The organism is Pasteuria penetrans (assembly GCF_900538055.1).
GTDB lineage: Bacteria > Bacillota > Bacilli > Thermoactinomycetales > Thermoactinomycetaceae > Pasteuria > Pasteuria penetrans.
Genome location: NZ_UZAC03000001.1, coordinates 876,196 through 898,350 on the forward strand (window position 1 = coordinate 876,196; position 22,155 = coordinate 898,350).

Sequence of the window (22,155 nt, forward strand, 5' to 3'; positions counted from 1 at the left end):
CCCAAAAGAGAGGATCCCTAAAGGAAAAAAATAACCCCGGAATAAGGAATAAGAAAGTTGAATATCTATTAAGATTCGAAATGAACCAAAACAACCCCTGGGTACCAACAGATAGGATCACCGTACTACCAAAAATGCAATACCATCGCCGAGGATGCCAGGGATGACACCCTGATAAACCCCTACCTATGCAACGCATAAGCAACACTCCTGTACCACAAATCAAACAGAGTATCCATGAGGCCCATGTTCCGTCGGGACAAAAGGGTAAACCAATCAAAAATGTAGTAAAAAGAAACATCCAGATCCAAGTTGCAGGGCGCTGCCAGGGTTTTACGGCTAAGGAACCCCATTCATTGTGTGATTTTGTCATATAATCATTATACTTTAAATGTTTTTTGATTGTATTTGAATTAGTAGAACCAATCAATCCAAACATGAACACAGAATATAGAATTAATATCAAAAAAAATGGTATTAAGTATATTTCTAAAGAAAAATACCAATTGATTAAAAAAACAATAATCGGAAAAACATACCATACTGCCTCTGTAGCTGCAGACAGGGCAAACCTTCTTCCGTGGGAACGATTAGCAGCAATTAGAATGTTTTTTTCTTTTCTAAAAATACAAAAAACAGTGAGAAAATAAGGCAGTGAAAACAAAACACAGGAACACAATAAAATACTCCCTTTACTACTCGCAATACCCAAACTCGGCGACAAGGGTAGGTAAAAGGGGGGAATGACAATAGAAAGCCATATAATTAAAGCATAATCTATAAAAATACGAGGTATCCATACATACCTACAAATAATTATTTTTTCCAACATGTTACAAATCCCCTAACTCCATAACTTCACAGTTTTAAACCAAAAAACCACAAAAAAAGCTCCAAACCTGATGATCACTCCAAAAACATGCATGTAGCAAAGGAACCTGCGAACAAAACCCCCAGTCGAAGACCAGGGGTATAACACATTTGAGTACCATTGACCCCAATCGTGCGGACGAGGATTCTAACCCTGCCTTTTCCTAACCGCTCACCATCGGAGTGTTTCCACACCAGCGGCGTTGGGTAAATGGGAGAGGATTGTTCGCACCCCTCGCGCGGTAGAAAAATTAATAATAACAAGGACTCTTACTAAACCCTGCACCCCGGATTCACTCCCAAGCTGTTAAAAGCATCTCTTCACAGGGCAACAGCACCACCCACCAGCAGTCCACCAAGCGTACCCCAGAAACCACCAGACGACCCGTAACCCGCACCTATTCGCGCACCTGAACCTACCCTGCCGTAATACACATACGACGGCCCATAGCCATTAATGCACACGCCACTCTCTTAGAACGATTATGTTGTTTCTCCTCAAAATCCCCTACATAAGCATCAACGATAGGAATCCGACCGACATCTGACATAACATCGCCCGCTTGCAAATCCCCCTCCGCCGCATGTACCGTGCTAGTTGCCTCCTCCACGGCAGACGACGCTTGCCCAGCCTGAATCACTCCTACTCTAAAAATAGAATCCCGTAAAATACCAATTGTACTCTTATACACCCCGCTACTAGTGAAGGGAAGGCATCTACCGGACCACAAGGAGAACCAATCCCCCAGGAAAACCCAATAGGCCAGAAACTCAATCACGCATCAATCGGGAAAATATACTTAATTGGAGGGTATCATAACTTTCCATTATATGGTTTGTCAACTACTCCCCTTATAATAAATATCACAAATCGATAGAGGTACTGCAAACAATACAGGTACAAAAAAAATCAGGGCAACTTGCACTGTAACTAACTTTCGTACATGATGTACTGGAAAACCTATCCATAGTAGATTATGGAACTTCCTTCTCTGGCTTTCCCTATCATTATACATACGAAGAAATAACACACTACCTGCATTAATAGCCATAATAAGGGAACATAGGAGGAAAACAACCAAATAAAAAATTCCTGATAGGAGGGGTGTATATAGGTCAACCACACCATTATAAATAGAGGAATCAGGAAACTCCACATTCCCTCTATCTCCACCCTCCGGATCCATAGATCCCGCCTTAAACAGTGCCTCAAAAATTTGGGTGTTTCATACCGTTCTTAGGCAGTACATAAATTCACATCCCACAATTTCCTAACACCACAGTGCTCTAAGGCCCTTGCATATATACCCTAAAACCCACTGCCGAGGAAAAAATCGCGGAAAGAAGCAATGGACTTCGCTAAATCCCAACACTGCATCCCTCGGACGCCGAATTCCTTAAGAACAGAATAGGAAAGAGATCTCGAGGCGGGGCAATCCCCTCGCGCGCACAATACCGCAATTTCATCAGGATCGAGGGTAGGAACATGATGTCCGGATAGGTCCAGTATTTTTTTATAATCCCCATAGGAAATAAACAATCCTTCCTTGTTCCCCACAGGACCATCCTGCAGGTTGCATCCTAAATTTGGTGTCACCCCCAAACAGGAAAGTTCCCAGAGGATTTTTTGCATATGTTCCTGAAAAATGTGGGCCATGCATCGTTAGCAGTCCGCGTTGGGATCCTTCATACTGAACAGCCCCAATTAAGGGACCGAGGTGCAAATCACTAGTAAGTAGGAGAACCCCGCTTCACCCCTCTAGCTTGCGCAATACCCATAGACGCATTGGAAAAAACATTGCAACCTGGAGGAACAAAATGGTAACTATAGACCACCCAACAGCGAATAAAATCTCTGTTACTTCTTCCCCAACCCCATGTGAAAAATATTTTGCAACCCTTACTCCATAATAAATCTCACAAACCGATAGGAGTACTGCAAACAATACAGGTATAAAAAAAATCAGGGCAACTTGCACTGTAACTGACTTTCGTAGATAATGTACCGGAAAACCTATCCGTAGTAGATTATGGAACTGCCTTCTCTGGCTCTCCCCATCATTATACATACGGAGAAATAACATACTACCTGCATTAACAGCCATAATAAGGGAACATAGTAGAAAAATAACTAAATAAAAAATTCCTGATAGGAGAGGTGTATATGAGTCAACCACACCATTATAAATAAAGGAATCGGGAAACCCCATATTCCCCCTACCTCCACCCCCCAGATCCATAGACCCCACCCTAAACAGTGCCTCAAAAATTTGGGTATTCATACCGTTCTTAGGCAGTACATAATTCACATCCCACAATTTACGAACACCACGGTGTTCCAAGGCCCTCGCATATACCCTGTCCCCTAGAACCCACTGCCGAGGAAAAAAATCACGGAAAGAAACAATGGACTTCGCTGAATCCCAATACTGCATCCCTCGGACACCAAATTCCTCAAGAACAGAATAGGAAAGGGACCCCGAGGCGGGGCAGTCCCCGCGCGCACACAATACCGCAATTTCATCGGGATCGAGGGTAGGAACATCATGCCCGGATAGGTCCAGTATTTTTTTATAATCCCTGTAGGAAATAAACAATCCTTCCTTGTTCCCCACAGAACCATCCTGTGTATTTTCCCTATTCCTCTTCTGTTTATCATATATAGAAATATACTCCCCCCTATCTTTCGTAGGAGTAGGGCCCATCACGAGCGGATACGAATCTATACGAGTCAATCCATTGCTGAGGAGAGTTCGATGGACAAAATTTAGATTCCTCCATGTGTTGGAATCGACCCTATCCCCCCCACCAAGACGATAAATAAAAATAGGAGTCACCCTTGACTCCGATCCCCCAACATCCCCCACCATCCTATCTATTGGCAACAGAATTAGGATTCCCAAAAAACTACCCAAAACGAGAAGAGGCACCAGGGCCATGGAAAAAGAACGAAAAAAACGGACATTATCATGCAAACGATGAACCAAATTTCCTATCCACAACAATCGTATGCCCTTCCATGAAAAATCCCTATTCCAACGAAGTAAAATTATAAATAAGAAAATAATCTGACGGTAGAAACATTGACCCAATCCCATACACAAAATAGGTAAAATAACAAACCCAGATACAACCACAGACATAGGAATGAACAGGGGAACGGGCATGAGAGGTAACTGTACCGGCACGTACAAATTCAACCCCCAGTCAACGGGAAGGAAGAAACAAATGGGGACCAGGACGCCTAAAGAAAAAAATAAAAAAATGACATATAGAATCCAAAGAGAATTCCCCGACCTGTTCCCCAATCCCCTTTCATTCCGGAGCAACCCAATCAGCACCTTATCCTTCATAAAAAAGGGCATAGCAACGACAGCCATGAAAAAGGATCCTAAGGCGGAAAATACAGAAATTTCCAAAGCCTCAAAAGAAAAATAAGGGTATAGATCTACATATTCTAAACTATGTCCAACGAAAAATAATAGACCAAAACCCAGAGCCAATCCAGCCGGTATCCCTAACATAAACGCACAAAGATCAATGATCATAACTTTAGAAAATAATATAATATTGAATATTCTTTTATCCATACCCAAGGACAACAAAATTCCAAATTGCCTCCTCTGCCCTGTATAAAGGGTAGCCAGGGAATAGTAAATGGAAAAACCAAAACCAGATGCAACCATAAAGGATAATAAAACGGGAATGTATTTTTCCCACCCTGGTACTATTTGCCATTGGGGATGAAAAAATAACGTATCATAAGCGAAAATAAAAGAAAATTTAATAAACTCATTTATAAATAAACCCAAATAGGCCTGCGGTTTCCGTTGAACCATACGAAATACATAGGATACAATCGTCACCTTATCCCCTCTTCCCCTTGAGGGTAGCAATGGCAAAATAGCCCTACCATTCGTCTTGTACGAAAAAAAACAGGTCCCTTCCTCATTTTTTATTCATAATTATGTAATTAAATTTATACAATATTTTTCATCTTCTTTTTGATAGCAGCAACCCGAGCCAATCCCTTCGATAGTACACTTCCAAAAAGAAAGGAACCATACAAAGGGGTAAAGGCGCCCCATCAGGGATGGAGCGCTCCGGAAGAACATCCCTTGGAGGGAAGCCCCCGCCGAAAAAAGCAGCCCATATTCGGAATATGGGATTCTTCATTAAAACACCAGCCCTCAATTCAATGATGGTAAGAACCCGGATTTTTTGCCCATAGGTTCGATCATTGGCCCAAAGGCGACGCCTCCACTACCTGATCCCATAATGCATTCTCCCCCTGTAGTTCATCCGGGGACGGGAGATTTAGACCCGTAAAGGGTGGTATTTTGAATTCCCCGTCGAGGATTATGGGTACAATAGTACCATTCCGCCCAATACTATACGAACTTGCCTTACCATTGACGAGAATATTAGCCTGCGTTTGGAGCCCTTCCCTTGTCGGATTCAGGGGATCCGATATGGAACCAACGAGTTCCCCATCCTTGTAAATAGGATAGACCCTTATAATTAAAGGACCAGATCCCATACCCCCCTCCTCTTTTTTCATAAATTCAGGCGCATTTTTCTTTAAAGTCAAACGAATATCTTTTATATCACCTGAATTTTCACCAATTTTCATACCTCTCCCTTGCAGGTATTCATTAAACTTCTGTAACTTTTTATGGATAGAAGCACCCTGTACAACCGAACTCTCCATATCAAGGTAATCAACCGTACCCATAACAGCTCTCCCAAGGGTTTGGAATACCTTCCGAAGGTCCCCCTCGTTGTAGGAACCCCCTTGTTCCTTCAAACAACTTAGTGCGTTTTCATCCATTTTTCCCAATATATCGGCGAGATCCCTTGTATCCCCATTCGTATCCTCACTTGAACCTAAACATTTTTCGAATCCTCTGCCTATTTTCTCGAAAATAGAAGCCACTTCCCGAAAATCTTCACCCTGTAAGATAGGATCCGGTGCTGTCTCCATTTTTTCCTCGGCAGATACCCTAATGGATTCAGCATGGGAGAAAGAGGGTACTAGGGTCAATGAACAAACGCCCACACCTAATAATAACTTCACACTCCATGTTCTTGATAACATATGTGATCACCCCATCATAAATTTACAATCAGAAGGAACCCCCATCCAACACACGTACGATGATATCCCCCAAGACAATTTCCTCCCACACCTAAATTCCACCCCCCCTACCTGTCAATCAACACCGGAGGAACTAGTCACAATGATATATCATTTTCATATATTCTGTCCAATATTATGAAAGGACGATGGTCGAAAAAATGAACGGGTCCCGACCAAAACATCAAGACCAGGCGAGGACACTGGGAATAAGGAAAATCCATTTTTACTTATTAATTTTATTTAAAAATAATTTAATTTATGAAAATATGTAAGATAAATATATGTTTTAAATTCATTTTATTTTAAGTAAAATATCGCAATATAGAAAAGTTCTGAAATCATTCCTTCATTCACCTTTCTATAATCCATCGTTGAAAGAGTATCGCTGAGTCCTACCGGTCCTTCGTAACCATTAGGATCCGGAAACCCCAATTTTTCTATACAGAAGCACCCACCGGAACGTTAAAACCTGTCCCCTTCCGAGGGGACAGATCTCTGGGTGCGTCCGACCATCCTACCTTCAGGGGGATACTTCCAAAGGATTTTTCCGAGGATTCATCATGCCGGGGAAGGAACCCACCAGACAATATATCCATAATCTTTACAATACTATCATTCTATAATCCTCCCCACTTCCTTGATCGACGGAAAACAAAGTAAAAAACAACGTAAAGAACAGCCACGAAAATTAGACCAGAAATCACAAGGAGAAAGGTGGCAGCAAAAAGGCGGTCCATCCGAAAATTCACACGAGAGGATTCGCGAACAACCCATCCTATTCCCCTCCTATTTTCACCTATCCCAATCCCCTCGGCCCATATACCTGCCCATATACTATAGGTAAAAGCCAACCGGAGCCCAGAAAAACAGGGCCCTATACTACTAGGCAACGCGAGGTGGATAAGATGCTGCCAACGAGAGGCCCCCGCAATCTTTAAATAGGTCTGTAGACCGGGATCTACTTGTTGCATCCCATTGCTCATAGAAACAAAAATGGGAAAAAACGTAGACAGAAAAACGATGAAGAGACCCGTTCCTACGTTCATACCAAGGGGTAAAACCAGCAAAAGAGCCCAGAGGGGTGAAGGAACATTTTGAGTGGCCGTCAAAATAGGTTGAAAACATCTTCCGAGTGTGGGTAACAAATAAAGCAAAATAGTCATTGGGATACCGAAAACAACACTGGCTACCGTCCCGATCAACGATAGGGACATCGTTGTTTTCGTACACTCCCACAAAATTTCATAGTCCTGTACTAATGCACGAAAGGCCTCGGTAGGGTAGGGATAACCCCATCCCCGCGTTTTGGAAATCGTTGCCAAACCCACCCAAATGCAGAAAATACATAGAATGCCAAGTAAAAAACAAAAAAACGCTGGCCATCGATTCCCTATTCCGCCCCATCCTAAATGAGATATAAGCACCCTCCAACCCCTGATGATCACCCCGTTCCTCTGTTGCTCATGGGGTTCTCTTCCTAGCATATGGACTCGCCTCTTCATCTCCAAACCCCAGAGGGGGAATCGAACGGTTTCAACACTATACACACCCCGCCCATCATAATCCTACAGCATGTTATCAGAGAAATCGATGAAATACACAGAACCTACTCACCCCTCGCAAAATAATCCCGCTACCGGTTTTTTGGAAACTCTTCAAGGGCACGTCACCGTGAATCGGAGAGGACTATGATAAATCCAATGCTTGGCTGAGTCCGTACTATTGGGCATCTATCCTCCCCTTGGGGAAGGGTGTAGGGCCTTACAGTCTCCAGGCAAAAAATCGTTAGTGAAGAAATTCTGGACATTAAGCGATGGTGAGATCAATTGGTTCTCCTTCATCCAATCACCAAGATCCAACCATCGTTTGGGTTCCTGATACCCCCAACAAGACGCCCGTCCCTGGTAACGGTGGGCTAAGAACTGCTGGCTGGCCTCTACTAACTCCCTATTCGCGAGGGGATTTTCCTTCATGAAGATCTCGGATGCTTCCCTTGGATGTTCGATAGCGTAACGATACCCCGCATCTAGAGCACGCATAATCCTATGGAGTTTTGTACTGGCAGATCCCTGTGGTTGCACGGCATCCTTATGAGCCACTATGAGGGGATAATAAGGATCCAGCCGCCCATCAGCGTCCTTTATAGAAAACATACGTAGGGGGTGTCCCTTCAAAGCCGCCTCTATACCCGTCCATCCTTGAAAAACCCATACAGCATCCACAATTCCCTGACGAATTGCTTCCAAATCATTGAAATCGCCGAGTTCAACCATTCTCATTTTCCCGGGGTCCCCCCCTGCCTTCCGCATCATAAACTGTAAAACAGCAAGTTCGGTTGATCCCCCATAGCTCCCGTATCTCTTACCCTCCAGATCCTTAAATTGAATGATATTGCTATCCCCCGCCACAGCAATTCCCTCCACATTGTTCTGTACAACAGCTGCAATGGAGCGAATGGGAATGTCCCGATCGACTGCTCTTAAGAAACCCTTCTGTCCTATGAATCCAACATCGGCTTGATTACTGCCTACTATCCTCTCCACGGACACATTCGTTGGTAAGATTTCAACGTGACCGAAACCTTCCCTCCTGAAAAAGCCAAGGTATTTCGCCACGTATAGACCCGTATGGTGAGTATTCTGGGTCCAATCGAGCGCAATCCTAACAGGGGGGCCTTGATCCGGGTCCCCCCCACAACCCACCAATCCTAAAATCATGAAGGAAATGAAAAAACCCAATTTCAACCGATTCATCCTATCCCAAAAGGAAAAAAACAATCCCAAACCCCTCCCACAGGATCACTGTCCATAACCACCCATAAACCCCACACCTATTTCCCGGGGAAGTACTATTTTCATTATTTTTCAATATTAATAACATTCATATTCAAAACTAAACCTCCGAGAGGGGGATAGAAGGCAAACCCCTGAACCGAGACCCTTGCCACCGGAGATTATAATCCCTTCTCTTTCTTGACTTTTCAACCTAAGCCCTTATGTGATGATCGTAATCATTGGGTAAAAGAGAAGATCATAGAAAAGAACGGTGTAGGTATTGAATAGCCACCCCGTCCCATCAGGATTTTCCATTTCAGCAGAAACCCAATGGGAATTCCAAACTAGAAGGGCCCGAAGGATATTCTCCCCAATCCCCCCTCACCGTCGAGTAGGGCTGACATCTCAGCCAACCCTCTCACAGAACCACACGTACTACTCTCGCATTATGTGGCTCTTATGATCCCATAGGATTTTCCCCATTTTAAACACCAGTCTGGTGTCACATTCTTCGTACCTTCCTCTGCTGTGTTCTATACGGGTTTCGATCCCATGTTGCCTGGTCCAACAACTTGCGATCATCTCCTTATCGCAGATTGTGCGTCCAGTTAGACCCGTCGGGCCTAACCCACGAGCATCTCCTTGCTTCGGATTGTACGTTGGCTGTTTCAGGCAAACCATTCAACCCCTTCGCTCCACCCTCATTACAAGGGTTTCTTCACTACTGTGGGTTGATCCAACTCTGTTCACAGAAGCCTCGGTATACCCCTTAGCCCTTTACACCTGGCTAAGGCCAGGTGTCCGTCCGACAGTCTCTCGTGGTTCCCTATGAGGGACTACATCAGGTTCATTCCATTTATGCACCGGATGCCGCCAGGACAACAGGTGGTTCGCCCTCCATGGCTTCGTTCCAAGGATAGGTTCCGATACCCTTGTTTCGACATCAACTGCGCCTTTCGATGCTTTCCTCCGATGGTTCGCTTTACCAATCTCCCTGATTCACACCTGAAGGGATTCTTTCGTCCTGCCTTTTCCCAGAACGCTCACCACCATTGCTCTTTACAACAGCAGCACTGGGTGGTTTGAAACCTGCATACCACCTGCCGGTTTCGGGGGGCCCCTCCCCCATCCCTCATAGAGCACGACACGACACACGAAACCAACTATCGTAACCGATGGTATAGCTACTCACAAATAAAGCCGATCATGGAGGAACAGACTTCCCGCATACCGGCATCCCAGATCCAAATCACCCTGTCCACGACCCGCCAGACCCCCCAATGGGTATGAATACCTTCCTCAACGCGAAAACCTTTTTAGTATCGATGGGAATATATCACTACCTACATAAATATAATAGCACACAATCTCCCCACCCTCTGTCCGGCCCCCATTGTATGTCACACCAACAACGAACTCGTCCAATGGGAGAGATGATTTCCATACACAACTAGCTTGTCCCACTGTCATCTCTTACACAGCAACAAACGCCAGGGGTGGCCCAGTCAATTACTCATGCCCTCCCTCCAGCGCACACTCTTCGGTCCATCTTCTCTTGCTACCTGAACAGCCAATCTTGCCCCCTCTTCCATCGAGATAGCTGTAATGATAGGCAAACTAACTGAACGGCTCGCCTCAACATCACAAGACCCTCCCTTGCATGTGTTCCCTCCAAACGAACAATGAGAGGATAGGGACATGCCGTCCAGGACATTGCCTGTAAGATACCCTCCGCCAAGGTATCACAACGGATCATACCACCAAAGATGTTGATAAACACCACCTGCACCTGCCGATCCAACATCAACATCTCAAAGGCTACCGCAATACGATCAGCGGTGACCCCACACCTATATCAGGAAAATTGGTGGGCCTACCCCAAAAATGGTGCAAAATATCCATCGTTGCCATGGCTAGTCCAACACCGTTGACCATGCAACCGATATCCCCCGACGGATATATAGCTGAGACCCCGTTCCCACGCGCATAATGTTCGCGCTCCGTTTCCCCTCCACAACCCCGCACTTCCAATGGATTGGATCGGCGGGACAATAGATTTTCGTATAGAATATTTTTATAGTCCCCACCCAACGCCCTCAGTACCTTGCGTGCCTCCTGGCATGCAATCCAAATAAGCCCCTCTGCCTCACTCCAACATCGCATCCGCCGCAAGGGGGTATGGGAAAGACTGATTGTACGGTGCATCCTTGATGATAGTCGGAATTTTATGATGAATCAGGTCCCGAATATCAACAGGATAATCTTCAAAAGGATAATCTTCAAAAGGATAATCTTCAAAAAATATTTCTATACCTAATTCCTTACATAACCCTATTTTTTCCATAACCACAGGTCATATGCAATTTTTTTCCCGTGAAAGGAAACAGGTGCTTCTTCAACCATGTCTCCGTAACCTCCCGCGGTAATGAAATGAATCTCGTGATCCTCCTAGGGTTTTTGCAGAGCAGTGGCTGCATGTTCCAAGGGATGACCATTTTCATAAAAATAGGCTGCCCACTGGCTCCACAAACGATCGGCTTCCCCCGCTCTCAGCCCACCCTCCACACAACCACCAAAGGGTTCAAAAGCAAGGTAGTCCGATGATTCCAGTGAGAGTCCCAAATTGAACAATTGATTGCACACTACCCTAGCTGCCGCAGGTGTAGCTTTCACCGTTCCATGAAGGTCGTCGAGTAGACCCGGCATTTCAGCCGAGTCCCTCACAGAACTGGACGTGATACTCTCGCATCATCCGGCTCTTCTCATCCCATCCCAATCTTCAGACCCTTTAGGTCCTACTTCGATTATGGGGATGTTGCTCCGAGGTTCCAGTGGCCTCCTCCAGTGGATCTCCCACTAAAGTTCTCATCTAACTGTCCTCCGCAGGATGAGTCAGCCCCTTCGCTCCACTTCCATTACAGAAGCTTCCTCACTACTATGAGCTGATCCGACTTCGTGCACGGAACCTCGGTTTATCCTCGGTCTTTCCATCTGGCGACAGCCAGACGCCGTACGACGATCTCTCAAGTTCCGACCAAGAGCCTAAATCGGGTTCGTCGAGTAGACCCGGCATTTCAGCCGAGTCCCTCACAGATCCGGACATGATACTCTCGCATCATCCGGCTCTTCTCATCCCATCCCAATCTTCAGACCCTTTAGGTCCTACTTCGATTATGGGGATGTTGCTCCGAGGTTCCAGTGGCCTCCTCCAGTGGATCTCCCACTAAAGTTGTCGTTTGATCTCCTCCAGCGGATCTCCCGCTAAAGTTCTCATCTAACTGTCCTCCGCAGGATGAGTCAGCCCCTTCGCTCCACTTCCATTACAGAAGCTTCCTCACTACTATGAGCTGATCCAACTTCGTGCACGGAACCTCGGTTTGTCCTCGGTCTTTATACATCTGGCGACAGCCAGACGCCGTACGACGATCTCTCAAGTTCCGATCAAGAGCCTACATCGGGTTCATCCCGCCTGAACACCGCATGCCACCGGGGCAGTAGATAGGTCATCCCCCACGGTTCATCCCGACGTTCGGGACCCACATCGGTTTTGACATGGACTATACCTTTCGATGCGTCTTCGGCTGGTTCGCTTTCGCTGATCTCCCCGATTCCCACCTGACAGGGTCATGCCCTGCCTTTTCCTAGATCGCTCACAACCAGGGCACTTTACCCCAGCAGCACTAGGCAGTTTGTAACCTGCTACCTATCAGCCGGTTACGAAGGGCCGAGCAACCTTCATCTCTTGAACGACTTCTTGACACACATCCCGCCTGTACACCGCATGCCACCGGGGCAGAAGATAGGTCGTCCCCCACGGTTTATCCCGACGTTAGTGCCCCACCTCGGTTTTGACATGGACTACGCCTTTCGATGCGTCTTCGAACGGTTCGCTTTCGCTGATCTCCCCGATTCCCACCTGACAGGGTCATGCCCTGCCTTTTCCTAGATCGCTCACTACCAGGGCGCTTTACCCCAGCAACACTAGGCGGTTTGTAACCTGCTACCTACCAGCCGGTTACGAAGGGCCGAGCAACCTTCATCTCTTGAACGACTTCTTGACACACAACACCAATGCGTATGCAAAGATCACACACCCTTTCCCCGTGCCCAAAGCAATCCATCACGATGGGAACCCCTCTGTTTCCCTATCCACACACAAACGCCCTGGCAAACAAAAAATCCCCCTCCACCGCCACACATTGTGGGTTCCGGAATCTGCCACCGGATCAATACAATCAACCCACACCACAATTTCCCGCTTAGAGGGAAAATAGGATGGTATCTGGTCCCACAAGGACCCGGGGGAACGACACGCAACAGGTTCCAAGACGAGACAGAATCCCGCGTATCCAGAGGGGATCCTCCCGATTTTCATCCTACCCCAGTTCCCCGATCCTTGCAATTCGTTTGATCCCATATGAAAGTGCCGCAGTGTTAGGGAATTCCCAATGATCCCTTACAATACCAACCCATTGTATTTTCAATCCATAATGTTCGTACGTTGGCCTGTTCATCCCGGAATATCGAAATTCAAACTTATGAAGAAGTGGCTAATGAAGATGTGTATATTTTTATTTAAATAAATTTTATATAATATTTATACACCGTTCTATGTTTATTTATATTTATTTTTTCCATATTTATTCAATATAAGTTTATATGTAAAGAATGCCATTTTCCCCGGTCCCATGGTTAACATAAGCGAATTAGGGCCCTTCCTACATAAAATTTACGTAGTAATGCGGTCATATCCCACTTTCCGCTGTAAGATTCAAGAGCGGGTAGTCTGTGGTCCCTAAAAATTCCCTATTTGCGTCTTTTCGATTAACAATTGTTTTTATGTTTTTAATAAATAGATAGAAATTTATTGTTAAATCATATTGTAAATAGCACAAAAGGCGTTATAGGGGTGCTTTTTCTCGGAATCGTGGTTAGATATATCTTCAGAATAATTTTATTTTAATCAGGGGGTTCCCTCTGGAGGAATCCATAGGTCAGCAAAACGTCCCTCCTACACGAAACGGGAATCTCAGTAGAACCTAAAGCTCTCCCTCCCCCTGTTTTTGGTCTCTGTTTTTGCCTTTAGTCCCTTGATCTTTTGTTTTGATTCCCTTGTGTTTTTGTTCTTTTCCCCTTGCCCCCTGGCCTAGGCCAGGGGGTTTTCGCGCCCCTACCCCTCCTCCCTCCAACTCACCATTGTTGTTTGTGTTGGCCTGGCCCATTGTGTAATGGCGCCTGGCTTCTCCATCGTGGGGGCTCCAGAATGGCGCTGCTGCATGGCCTTCTTTTATCCCTCTCCCTTGTGGGGAAGGGGGGTTCTTCTATGACTGTCGTTGCCCTTATGTAGCCCTATGCGACCCTATAGTCCTTCTCACTTTTACATACGCAATTCCCGCTATTGCCCTTGGGAAACAGTCGATCCTCTACTCAAAAACTCTGTTCCATGATCCCTTCTGGATCCTCCGCGATATGCATGATGATCAACAGGGTTAGGTGAGATAAAAAAGGGAAATACAAGACAAGAGTGGGGAAATGTATAGAGGACAACCGCTTGGTTTCTGAAATGAAAAACTTAATATAGGAAAGGTTGGTTTTATGATTCCAATTGACTTGGATGTAGACAGAATGGAAAAAAGGATAGAAGAACGTATACAACATTACGAACAGAAAGGATTATCGCTTCAGGAATCCATCCCCCATGTAGTGGAAGAGATCGAGGAAGATTCTGAATGGGCTCCTGGTCCCATGGGGAGGGCTTATACTTTTATAGCCAATTATCAGTTTAAAAAACAAATTTTAGGTGGCCGGGAGAAACACCAAAGGGGTCCCGATTTCCCAAAAGTAGACCGAAATGGTTATAAAAAACGTAAAAAACGCACCAGCAAAGGAATTGTGGTTTACTATGACCCCCAGCCAAGGAAAGGGCATTTCCGATCTGCGGTTACTAAACCCTACAAAAAATATACGAAGTCGTGTATAGATATTCTTTCCTCCTTACGTAAGGCCGGTATGTCCATAAAAAAAATATCCGAATTGTCGAATGATATTCTGCGATCAAAAATCTCACGCTCCACTGTGTCAAGATTACTTATGGGACATCTAAAGGAAGAGAATAGAGGATTCAATGAGGAACCCATAAGAAACCCGCATGAAATTAGGACCGTAAAGGTGGATGCTTACTACAAACCCGTTCGTGGATTCGGGAAAGTAGCTGTCTATGTCATAAAAGCGAGTAGGAAAAATACATCAGGGATAAAAACAGATGAGGTTTTATCAAGTTTGGTAAATCCCCCCGAAACAGCTGAAACTTGGTATGAAGCCCTCCAAAATGTTTACGACCGTGGTTTACGGATGGGTCCTGATACCCTTTTTATTGCTGATGGTCATAAGGGAATCAGAAAGGCGCTAAGCCAAGTATATCCCGAAGCAGGTTTTCAAGGGTGTCAATTCCACAAAATGGTGAATCTTTACCAGGCCTTCAGAAAGGATAGACCGAGAAAAAAAGGAGTGAAGTGGGAACCCATCCGAAGCCGGATTTATCAAGACATTTTTCATGTTCTTGACAAAAAAGAAGCCCTTCATGGCTTGATACGCTTTAGTGATGACTATCAATCCAAGTTGCCCAAGCTCGTTGAAGGTCTATGGGCTTCCTTTGATGATGTGACAACGTATCTCGATTACGACCTAGCGGATGCTGTTCAAAATCGTACAACGGGTTCCTTAGAGAGAAATCACAGGGAGGCCAGACGTTATACGAATGGAGTGAGCTGTTATCCTACCCTTGATTCATTCCAAAGGGTGATTGATTCCGTGTATAAAAATTTCAACTTAGAGCAGGCAAAGAAACTTAGTGGGATGGATAATCACTCTGTGTCCGCATGGGGACTGGGAGAATTCGCTATCCCTGCCATGTATCCCCTATCTTCACACTAAAAAAATAATATTCTTACATTTATTTTCAGGAAAACCAACCTACCCTGAGTATGGGTATGGCTTCCATTTTTTTACATAATTGCCATTTACAGTAATTTTTTATGTTTTATTATAATTTTTAAATTATTGTGTAATTTTAACTTTTATTATGTATGTCAATGGTTATAATTCATTACGATGATATGATTTCCGAAGGATGGGGAACCCAAGAAAGTCAATCAGGGGGAGATTACAACCGAAAAAGGGATATCACCAGTAATGCTTTGGGGTTATGGAAGGGAAAGAAGAAAATCCCTCTTGAGCCACCCCAATCTGATCACGACGAGGGGGTAGTATCGATAAATATATAGAATAAAATATATAATAAAATTTTCTATAAATAATTAAGAGGGTGGCCCGGGCTGTTTGAACATCAGGGAAGGGGCGATCGTACCATCCCCCAATTTTTTCTAAGATATCGGGTACATGTAAATATTTTGTAAATATAGAAATTATATATATATAAAAAGAAATACAACATAGATAAAATCGATGCTATAATGATTTAGGGTACCATGAAGACAAGTAATGATAATTTATGAAAAAATATTAAAACTTTAAAAAGGGGTTCGAATGTAGTGAATAGTAACCACAAAAGAGTGTCGACACTAATAATATCATCATTTTTTCTAGCTAGCATGTTCCCCACTAACATGACCATGGCAATAGGTAGTCCCCACCGTCCATCGCCTCCCTCACCATCTGCACAAGGACATGTACTAAATATACCAATAACATCGAACTCACAAATACCATCGTCTGCACAAGGACATGTACTAAATATACCAATAACATCGAACTCACAAATACCATCGTCTGCACAAAGACATGTATCAAATATACCAATAACATCGAACTCACAAATACCATCGTCTGCACAAAGACATGTATCAAATATACCAATAACATCGAACTCACAAATACCATCGTCTGCACAAAGACATGTATCAAATATACCAATAACATCGAACTCACAAATACCATCGTCTGCACAAAGACATGTATCAAATATACCAATAGAAGACACAACACCTAGACGGCCAATAGCTCGAGTGAGTCCATTATCTAGACAACCAATGGCTCAGATACCGCAACGTCCTACCTTACCTCCCCCTCCACCACCAGTACAACAACAACCGCAGCTTGGACAGAACGGGCATCAGCAAAATCTCGGACAGTCAGGGAACATAACACCTGGACGACCAGTGGCCCAAGTACCACAACGTCCTACCTTACCTCCCCCTCCACCACCAGTACAACAACAACCGCAGCTTGGACAGAACGAGCATCAGCAGAATCTCGGACAGTCAGGGAACATAACACCTGGACGACCAGTGGCCCAAGTACCACAACGTCCTACCTTACCTCCCCCTCCACCACCAGTACAACAACAACCGCAGCTTGGACAGAACGGGCATCAGCAAAATCTCGGACAGTCAGGGAACATAACACCTGGACGACCAGTGGCCCAAGTACCACAACGTCCTACCTTACCTCCCCCTCCACCACCAGTACAACAACAACCGCAGCTTGGACAGAACGAGCATCAGCAGAATCTCGGACAGTCAGGGAACATAACACCTGGACGACCAGTGGCCCGAGTAAATCCATTATCTAGACAACCAATGGCTCAGGTACCGCAACATCCTACCTTACCTCCCCCTCCACCACCAGTACAACAACAACCGCAGCTTGAACAGAACGAGCATCAGCAGAATCTTGGACAGTCAGGGAACATAACACCTGGACGACCAGTGGCCCGAGTAAGTCCATTATCTAGACAACCAGTGGCTCAGGTACCGCAACGTCCTACCTTACCTCCCCCTCCACCACCAGTATGACAACAACCGCAGCTTGGACAGAACGAGCATTAGCAAAATCTCGGACAGTCAGGGGGCATAACACCTGGACGATCAGTGGCCCGAGTGAGTCCATTATCTAGACGACAGGAATAGTCATCAAGTTCATACCCAGACATCAGTACGACGCCGACGACAATATCGGAATCAGAACAATCGACAACATCGGGATCAGAACAATCGGCAGCATCTATAAGGCCAAAAGGATCGACGTGGTATATCTAAGCTAGGGGATTACATCCCGTTGGGATGCAACCCAACGGGATGCCCTGCCAACAAACCCCCTTCACGGCTGTATGATGGTTATCCCTTTGTACCCCTACATTTTGTCCCATTGTTCCGCCGTTGAATGGGACTGATCCGTGGTGCTGCGCAGAAACCCTTCCCCCCCTCTTCAGAGGTTTGGCGACACATTACTCGGCGAATGAATGTACATTCCGGTTGCATCCCAAATTTGGTATCGGGGCCCCGTAGGGGCCCTTTTTTGTCCCCTCTGCTTCGTCTGATGACCCATCCCTGAATCTATTTTTTTGAGGGTTCCCCCCTGAACCCTCCCAACAAGCCCCCCTTTGCTCCCCGTCTTCCCTACAAAGAGTCCCAATTGAATCCTAAAAACCTTCTCTTCCCCACACGGGTTACAGCCTGACGCGGGCAAAACGTAAACCCCAGGAAGTCAAAAGAAGTTCCTTTGTACTTCCCTGTCTTCCAGCCATCCTTGTAGTAAAAGATTTTGGTTTTTGTCGGATGTAGTTCCAGACCACACTGAGCCATTCTCTGTTGCAGTTCTCCTAGAAGATTTTCGGCTTGGACTTGATTTTCACAACGAGGGATCACGTCATCCACATATCTTTCGAACTCAATATCTGGATGATGTTCCTATAACCATCGATCTAGGGCATAGTGCAGAAACAAATTGGCCAGTAGGGGGCTAATTACACCCCCTTGTGGTGTACCCTTAGTCCTTTCTTCAATCGTTCCATCGAGTAGTTGCACCGAAGCTTTGAGCCACCTCTCACAATATTCGAGTCGGTTCCTAACCACCGTATGGGCGATCCTATCCCCTATTGTGGGTATTCTGAGGGGTCTCTTCCCGCCGTCCGGCTCGGGATTTCCACCCTTCGGACCTTGGGCGGGAAATAAAACCCTGCATTCATTCGGTTCCCTATCTTGTATAGATTTTTCTTTCGTTTGGTTCCAAACTTGGCAATAGATACTTTATCTATCCCGTGTATTCCACCATTTTGCTTAACCTGGAACCATGCATCCAGTACCTCCTGCTTTTTGATATCGCCCCTGGAAGGGTGAGGACAAAAAAGGGCCCCGTAGGGGGCCCCTACACCTATTACTGTCGCTGATTCCTCAGTTGTGGTGTCCCCAACGAAGACGAAGTTGATGATGGTAGATGCGAATTTCTGCCCTATGAATCGGAATCGGAATGGGTATCATGTGGGGAGCGTGCTGCAGTATACGGGGGCGGGGTTGTGTCGTCTACACGTGGCGGTTGGTCATAGCGGGCAGTATACGACGCAGTATACGACGGCGGCGGTTGTCGGTGTTGGCGGCCATTGGGGGCTATCACCGACTCATAAGATGGTATGGATGGCCCCGGATCCAGTTCACGTTGCCGCATTTGTTGCTGCAGTTGTTGCTGCAGCTGCAGTTGTTGCTGCATCCGTTGCTGCAGTTGTTGCTGCACCCGTTGCTGCAGCTGCAGTTGTTGCTGCAGTCGTTGCCACCGTTGTCGTTCCAGTTGTGCCTCCGACGAAGACGAAGATGGTAGATTTGGATCCGATACATCCATAAGGGATCCACCATCCATAGGAGATCCACCATCCATAGGGGATCCACCATCCATAGGGGATCCACCATCCATAGGGGATCTATCATTTATATTGGATTCGTGCGAGTTGGATCCGTACGAGGATCCTGAGTATTCTCTAGAACCTCTCCTTCTCATAGGAGACCTTTTTTCCCTAAGTCTACCACGTTCGGAATTGTTTTCCTTGGGTAACAATATATCCCCATGTGGGGGCAACGAATATGGGGATGATAGATTTTGGATATCAGACCCGGCTAGCTTCTCTGGGGGAGAAGCTGTAGATTTATGGTAAGGGCCCCATAAGATAGGAACGATAAAAAATATAGCGAACGCACATCTATTATTTGCTTTATTCATTATATTAAATGTTGCCTCCATAGTTTAAAATATATTACGAATATACAACAAATCAAATTCTTGAAACTTCCGAAAACGTACACATAGGAACAACCGCTATGTTGGATGGATTTCCCGACCCCTCCCAACACTGTTTAGCTCTCTCACGATCCCCTGTAATGTAAACAAAATTAACCCCCAGAACGACCCTTGCAACGAGGCAAAAGGACCTGCACAGACTGATTGATCCATAGCGATCCCTGGCTTCCCCCCCCCTGCAAAAACCACCAAAGGGGTTTCGGAACCTGGTAGACGCAACTTCCGCCGGCCAATTATAGGGACAATAGACTGGTTTACTGTCCCCCCAGAGCAGGCCGCAAGGCGTATAATGGACCTACCCCTTCCTTGGGGAGGTCTCCAACAGTACCATGTCGACAACCTATGGCTCAGAAAGCTTAACCGTTTATTAAGATTGACTACGATTAGTAGGAAATGGAATCTTGTCCTAACATCCGGATCTCCGATACCAGATCTCTCCCAAATTTCTCATCTACAACCCCTTGAACATGATCCACCAACGCCTAGCATATCAGTAGTAGTGGCCGAACCACGATTGAGAAAAAAATTACCATGCAGGGGGGAAATCTGTGCATCACCAATCCGGTGTCCCTTCAACCCAGCAGCCTCGATCGACCTACCTGCGTAGTCGCCCGGCGGATTACGAAATACGCTACCACTACAGGGATCAGAGATAGGTTGTGTCCGCAGCCGATATTCCTTATAGGCAGCAATACGAGCCAAACAATGCCCAGCCTCGGCGGGCTACAACTGGAAATCAGCACTCACCACTATATACTGCTGAACGCCCCCCTGTAAACAGGAGAAACGATAGCGAAAAGTAAGTTGTTCTCTAGAAAATGCCATCATTTCACCGAGGGGGCTGATGGCCCAATGATTGCCGACTATCGATGTCTGTTACTTTGCACCCCTTTTCCAGAAAGACCCCCCACTCCGCGGGGAGGGGAATCAGAAGTTCAGCCGAGATACGTCCATTCTTTACTTGTTCAACCGCCTTTTGTTTGAATTCCAACGGGAATTTTTTTCGAACCGTTTTCATGTTTACCCCTCACGGGAAAGTACCCCTATTGTACCGATCAGGGTCAATTATGCTAGGGGGCCTAATAGTTTCTAGGATACAATCCAGCCATCAGCCGAAAATCGAGGAAGAGGATTGCCAAGCGGGGGAAAGAAATAAGGAGGCATTTGAGGACAGATATGGAACTGCATGGGATAGAGGAAATATCCGATCCAATATTGATGGGTTGGGTCAACTACTATGGCGCCCTTTATCCCTCACATCTAAGAAAAGCTCTACGCAGCTTCGATGACAATGTTTTGGCCTTGATAGGCCAAAAAGAAATACAGGAAGCTCAACAGCATGCGAAAAGCCTGAATGTGGATCCAGTATATTACGAAAAAGATACGGGAAAATATTCGCCCATTGGCATCAATTAGGCGCTAAGATGAGACCATAAGAACCACATAATGCGGAAGTATTACGTTTGGTTTTGTGGGAGGGTTGGCTGAAATGCCAACCCTACTCGACGGCTGAGATGCCGGATCTACTCGACATTCCTCCCCTTACCATGACCTTGTGTCCATGTATAAGTAAAATTGGGCTGGCAATATGAGAGGTAGAAAAAGAGGCTAAATGCAGCCACTTGACTCAAAATTGGTGGATGACTTAGAAAAAGATAGGGAAAATGATCCCAGAGATACTCCCGAAGAAACAGCAAATGAGTTTGGTGAGTAAGCCAATATCCAAACACAATCAAAACAACTACACTCATCATTACAGAATTACACCAACGGGGAGGATACCAAGGGTGAAAGGGTCCCAAACCAAAACCCAATTGCCAGATTAAAGCCATCAGACTCCCGTAACTCACTAAAAAACCCAGGACTACTGGCCATGTCTCACCCACGTACATACAGATGAGAGAAGTGGATGCGATGTACAATACCAACCACGGAATGTGAAAATATTTTTTATGATAATTACAATTATTATTAAAAGACGAACTATTCCTCCATTCTTTATGCCACAATAGCAAATAATGCTCTAAAATCCGGCTGTTCTCCCCTAAGGACTGTGAACATTTTCTCCACATTACTACTACAATCATGACTAACAAGAAAAAAATAGACAAAAGGGACCAAAAGACCAAGGAATAGGCAAAACCCGTGTTGTATTCATGTATAATCCTCCTTACCACTCCAAAACACATGCCTATAACAATCCCCATCACTATGGTTGTAGTTCTCCTTTTTTTTGACAAAACATCATCATTGGGTATTCTTACTGTACTGATAGGATAAAAAACA

31 protein-coding genes are annotated in these 22,155 nt (G+C 45.4%); 4 read left to right on the forward strand and 27 right to left on the reverse strand.

What is annotated here, in order from left to right; genetic code table 11:
• Nucleotides 1–1,286: 1,286 nt before the first annotated feature.
• The 8 genes from PPRES148_RS03480 to PPRES148_RS12220 all read right to left on the reverse strand — a co-directional run bounded on the left by PPRES148_RS03480 (nucleotide 1,287) and on the right by PPRES148_RS12220 (nucleotide 9,465).
• Nucleotides 1,287–1,601 (reverse strand): hypothetical protein, encoded by a 315-nt coding sequence (locus PPRES148_RS03480; RefSeq protein WP_149453250.1) that lies wholly within the window; start codon nucleotides 1,599–1,601, stop codon nucleotides 1,287–1,289.
• A gap of 108 nt (nucleotides 1,602–1,709) precedes the next feature.
• Nucleotides 1,710–2,057, reverse strand: a complete 348-nt coding sequence (locus PPRES148_RS03485) for a hypothetical protein (RefSeq protein WP_149453251.1) — start codon at nucleotides 2,055–2,057, stop codon at nucleotides 1,710–1,712.
• A 122-nt stretch (nucleotides 2,058–2,179) separates the two neighbouring features.
• Nucleotides 2,180–2,467: a hypothetical protein gene (locus PPRES148_RS03490; protein WP_149453252.1), complete on the reverse strand. Its 288-nt coding sequence runs from the start codon at nucleotides 2,465–2,467 to the stop codon at nucleotides 2,180–2,182.
• Between the two features lie 154 nt (nucleotides 2,468–2,621).
• Nucleotides 2,622–4,736, reverse strand: a complete 2,115-nt coding sequence (locus tag PPRES148_RS03495; RefSeq protein WP_149453253.1) for an ABC transporter permease family protein — start codon at nucleotides 4,734–4,736, stop codon at nucleotides 2,622–2,624.
• Between the two features lie 371 nt (nucleotides 4,737–5,107).
• Entirely contained in the window at nucleotides 5,108–5,968 is an 861-nt protein-coding gene (locus tag PPRES148_RS03500) for a hypothetical protein (RefSeq protein ID WP_149453254.1), read from the reverse strand.
• 659 nt (nucleotides 5,969–6,627) lie between these two features.
• A complete protein-coding gene (locus PPRES148_RS03505) occupies nucleotides 6,628–7,512 on the reverse strand; it encodes an ABC transporter permease (protein WP_149453255.1) in 885 nt (294 codons plus the stop codon).
• A 228-nt stretch (nucleotides 7,513–7,740) separates the two neighbouring features.
• Nucleotides 7,741–8,793, reverse strand: coding sequence for an ABC transporter substrate-binding protein (locus tag PPRES148_RS03510; protein ID WP_149453256.1), 1,053 nt, complete (start codon nucleotides 8,791–8,793; stop codon nucleotides 7,741–7,743).
• Between the two features lie 426 nt (nucleotides 8,794–9,219).
• Nucleotides 9,220–9,465, reverse strand: coding sequence for a hypothetical protein (locus PPRES148_RS12220; RefSeq protein WP_149453257.1), 246 nt, complete (start codon nucleotides 9,463–9,465; stop codon nucleotides 9,220–9,222).
• A gap of 147 nt (nucleotides 9,466–9,612) precedes the next feature.
• On the opposite strand from PPRES148_RS12220, the gene PPRES148_RS03520 reads away from it, so the two are divergent.
• Nucleotides 9,613–9,870, forward strand: a complete 258-nt coding sequence (locus PPRES148_RS03520; RefSeq protein ID WP_149453258.1) for a hypothetical protein — start codon at nucleotides 9,613–9,615, stop codon at nucleotides 9,868–9,870.
• A gap of 472 nt (nucleotides 9,871–10,342) precedes the next feature.
• On the opposite strand, the gene PPRES148_RS03525 is transcribed toward PPRES148_RS03520, so the two are convergent.
• From PPRES148_RS03525 to PPRES148_RS03545, 8 genes are all read right to left on the reverse strand, one after another.
• Nucleotides 10,343–10,594, reverse strand: a complete 252-nt coding sequence (locus PPRES148_RS03525) for a hypothetical protein (protein ID WP_149453259.1) — start codon at nucleotides 10,592–10,594, stop codon at nucleotides 10,343–10,345.
• Between the two features lie 8 nt (nucleotides 10,595–10,602).
• On the reverse strand, nucleotides 10,603–10,947 hold the full coding sequence (locus PPRES148_RS03530) for a hypothetical protein (protein ID WP_149453260.1): 345 nt from the start codon (nucleotides 10,945–10,947) through the stop codon (nucleotides 10,603–10,605).
• Nucleotides 10,931–11,134, reverse strand: a complete 204-nt coding sequence (locus tag PPRES148_RS03535) for a hypothetical protein (protein WP_223127935.1) — start codon at nucleotides 11,132–11,134, stop codon at nucleotides 10,931–10,933. Before PPRES148_RS03535 ends, PPRES148_RS03530 begins: the two co-directional genes overlap by 17 nt.
• 98 nt (nucleotides 11,135–11,232) lie before the next feature.
• Nucleotides 11,233–11,508 carry a hypothetical protein gene (locus tag PPRES148_RS03540; protein ID WP_149453262.1) on the reverse strand — a complete coding sequence of 92 codons (276 nt, stop codon included), beginning with the start codon at nucleotides 11,506–11,508 and terminating at the stop codon, nucleotides 11,233–11,235.
• Nucleotides 11,509–11,719: 211 nt separating this feature from the next.
• Nucleotides 11,720–11,875 (reverse strand): hypothetical protein, encoded by a 156-nt coding sequence (locus PPRES148_RS12225; RefSeq protein WP_223127936.1) that lies wholly within the window; start codon nucleotides 11,873–11,875, stop codon nucleotides 11,720–11,722.
• 350 nt (nucleotides 11,876–12,225) lie between these two features.
• Complete coding sequence (locus PPRES148_RS10855; protein ID WP_187820525.1) at nucleotides 12,226–12,399, reverse strand: hypothetical protein; 174 nt, start codon at nucleotides 12,397–12,399, stop codon at nucleotides 12,226–12,228.
• 65 nt (nucleotides 12,400–12,464) lie between these two features.
• Complete coding sequence (locus PPRES148_RS12800) at nucleotides 12,465–12,599, reverse strand: hypothetical protein (protein WP_281289901.1); 135 nt, start codon at nucleotides 12,597–12,599, stop codon at nucleotides 12,465–12,467.
• A gap of 305 nt (nucleotides 12,600–12,904) precedes the next feature.
• Complete coding sequence (locus PPRES148_RS03545; protein WP_149453263.1) at nucleotides 12,905–13,159, reverse strand: hypothetical protein; 255 nt, start codon at nucleotides 13,157–13,159, stop codon at nucleotides 12,905–12,907.
• A gap of 1,220 nt (nucleotides 13,160–14,379) precedes the next feature.
• Here PPRES148_RS03545 and PPRES148_RS03550 point away from each other — a divergent pair.
• Both PPRES148_RS03550 and PPRES148_RS13285 read left to right on the forward strand, forming a co-directional pair.
• Nucleotides 14,380–15,717: an IS256 family transposase gene (locus tag PPRES148_RS03550; RefSeq protein ID WP_149453264.1), complete on the forward strand. Its 1,338-nt coding sequence runs from the start codon at nucleotides 14,380–14,382 to the stop codon at nucleotides 15,715–15,717.
• Nucleotides 15,718–16,510: 793 nt separating this feature from the next.
• The gene (locus tag PPRES148_RS13285) at nucleotides 16,511–16,792 is read left to right on the forward strand and encodes a hypothetical protein (RefSeq protein ID WP_425468258.1); all 282 of its coding nucleotides are present in this window, start codon (nucleotides 16,511–16,513) and stop codon (nucleotides 16,790–16,792) included.
• A 62-nt stretch (nucleotides 16,793–16,854) separates the two neighbouring features.
• On the opposite strand, the gene PPRES148_RS12805 is transcribed toward PPRES148_RS13285, so the two are convergent.
• From PPRES148_RS12805 to PPRES148_RS03580, 10 genes are all read right to left on the reverse strand, one after another.
• Nucleotides 16,855–16,977, reverse strand: a complete 123-nt coding sequence (locus PPRES148_RS12805; protein ID WP_281289903.1) for a hypothetical protein — start codon at nucleotides 16,975–16,977, stop codon at nucleotides 16,855–16,857.
• Between the two features lie 6 nt (nucleotides 16,978–16,983).
• A complete protein-coding gene (locus PPRES148_RS12810; RefSeq protein ID WP_281289904.1) occupies nucleotides 16,984–17,106 on the reverse strand; it encodes a hypothetical protein in 123 nt (40 codons plus the stop codon).
• Between the two features lie 6 nt (nucleotides 17,107–17,112).
• Entirely contained in the window at nucleotides 17,113–17,235 is a 123-nt protein-coding gene (locus tag PPRES148_RS12815) for a hypothetical protein (RefSeq protein ID WP_281289903.1), read from the reverse strand.
• 6 nt (nucleotides 17,236–17,241) lie between these two features.
• A complete protein-coding gene (locus PPRES148_RS12820; protein ID WP_281289905.1) occupies nucleotides 17,242–17,367 on the reverse strand; it encodes a hypothetical protein in 126 nt (41 codons plus the stop codon).
• Nucleotides 17,368–17,403: 36 nt separating this feature from the next.
• Nucleotides 17,404–17,529, reverse strand: a complete 126-nt coding sequence (locus PPRES148_RS12825; protein WP_281289906.1) for a hypothetical protein — start codon at nucleotides 17,527–17,529, stop codon at nucleotides 17,404–17,406.
• Between the two features lie 671 nt (nucleotides 17,530–18,200).
• Nucleotides 18,201–18,476 (reverse strand): reverse transcriptase domain-containing protein, encoded by a 276-nt coding sequence (locus tag PPRES148_RS03560; RefSeq protein ID WP_149453265.1) that lies wholly within the window; start codon nucleotides 18,474–18,476, stop codon nucleotides 18,201–18,203.
• Between the two features lie 15 nt (nucleotides 18,477–18,491).
• The gene (locus PPRES148_RS10860; protein ID WP_187820528.1) at nucleotides 18,492–18,656 is read right to left on the reverse strand and encodes a hypothetical protein; all 165 of its coding nucleotides are present in this window, start codon (nucleotides 18,654–18,656) and stop codon (nucleotides 18,492–18,494) included.
• Between the two features lie 376 nt (nucleotides 18,657–19,032).
• Nucleotides 19,033–19,470, reverse strand: coding sequence for a hypothetical protein (locus PPRES148_RS12230; RefSeq protein ID WP_149453266.1), 438 nt, complete (start codon nucleotides 19,468–19,470; stop codon nucleotides 19,033–19,035).
• A gap of 846 nt (nucleotides 19,471–20,316) precedes the next feature.
• Complete coding sequence (locus PPRES148_RS03575) at nucleotides 20,317–20,571, reverse strand: UDP-N-acetylmuramate dehydrogenase (RefSeq protein WP_149453267.1); 255 nt, start codon at nucleotides 20,569–20,571, stop codon at nucleotides 20,317–20,319.
• 127 nt (nucleotides 20,572–20,698) lie between these two features.
• A complete protein-coding gene (locus tag PPRES148_RS03580; protein ID WP_149453268.1) occupies nucleotides 20,699–20,887 on the reverse strand; it encodes a hypothetical protein in 189 nt (62 codons plus the stop codon).
• Between the two features lie 113 nt (nucleotides 20,888–21,000).
• Between PPRES148_RS03580 and PPRES148_RS03585 the strand changes: the two genes are divergently transcribed.
• Nucleotides 21,001–21,285, forward strand: coding sequence for a group II intron maturase-specific domain-containing protein (locus PPRES148_RS03585; protein WP_281289970.1), 285 nt, complete (start codon nucleotides 21,001–21,003; stop codon nucleotides 21,283–21,285).
• Between the two features lie 107 nt (nucleotides 21,286–21,392).
• Here the strand turns inward: PPRES148_RS03585 and PPRES148_RS12235 are convergent, their stop codons facing one another.
• Nucleotides 21,393–21,701, reverse strand: coding sequence for a hypothetical protein (locus tag PPRES148_RS12235; protein WP_149453270.1), 309 nt, complete (start codon nucleotides 21,699–21,701; stop codon nucleotides 21,393–21,395).
• Nucleotides 21,702–22,155: the final 454 nt, after the last annotated feature.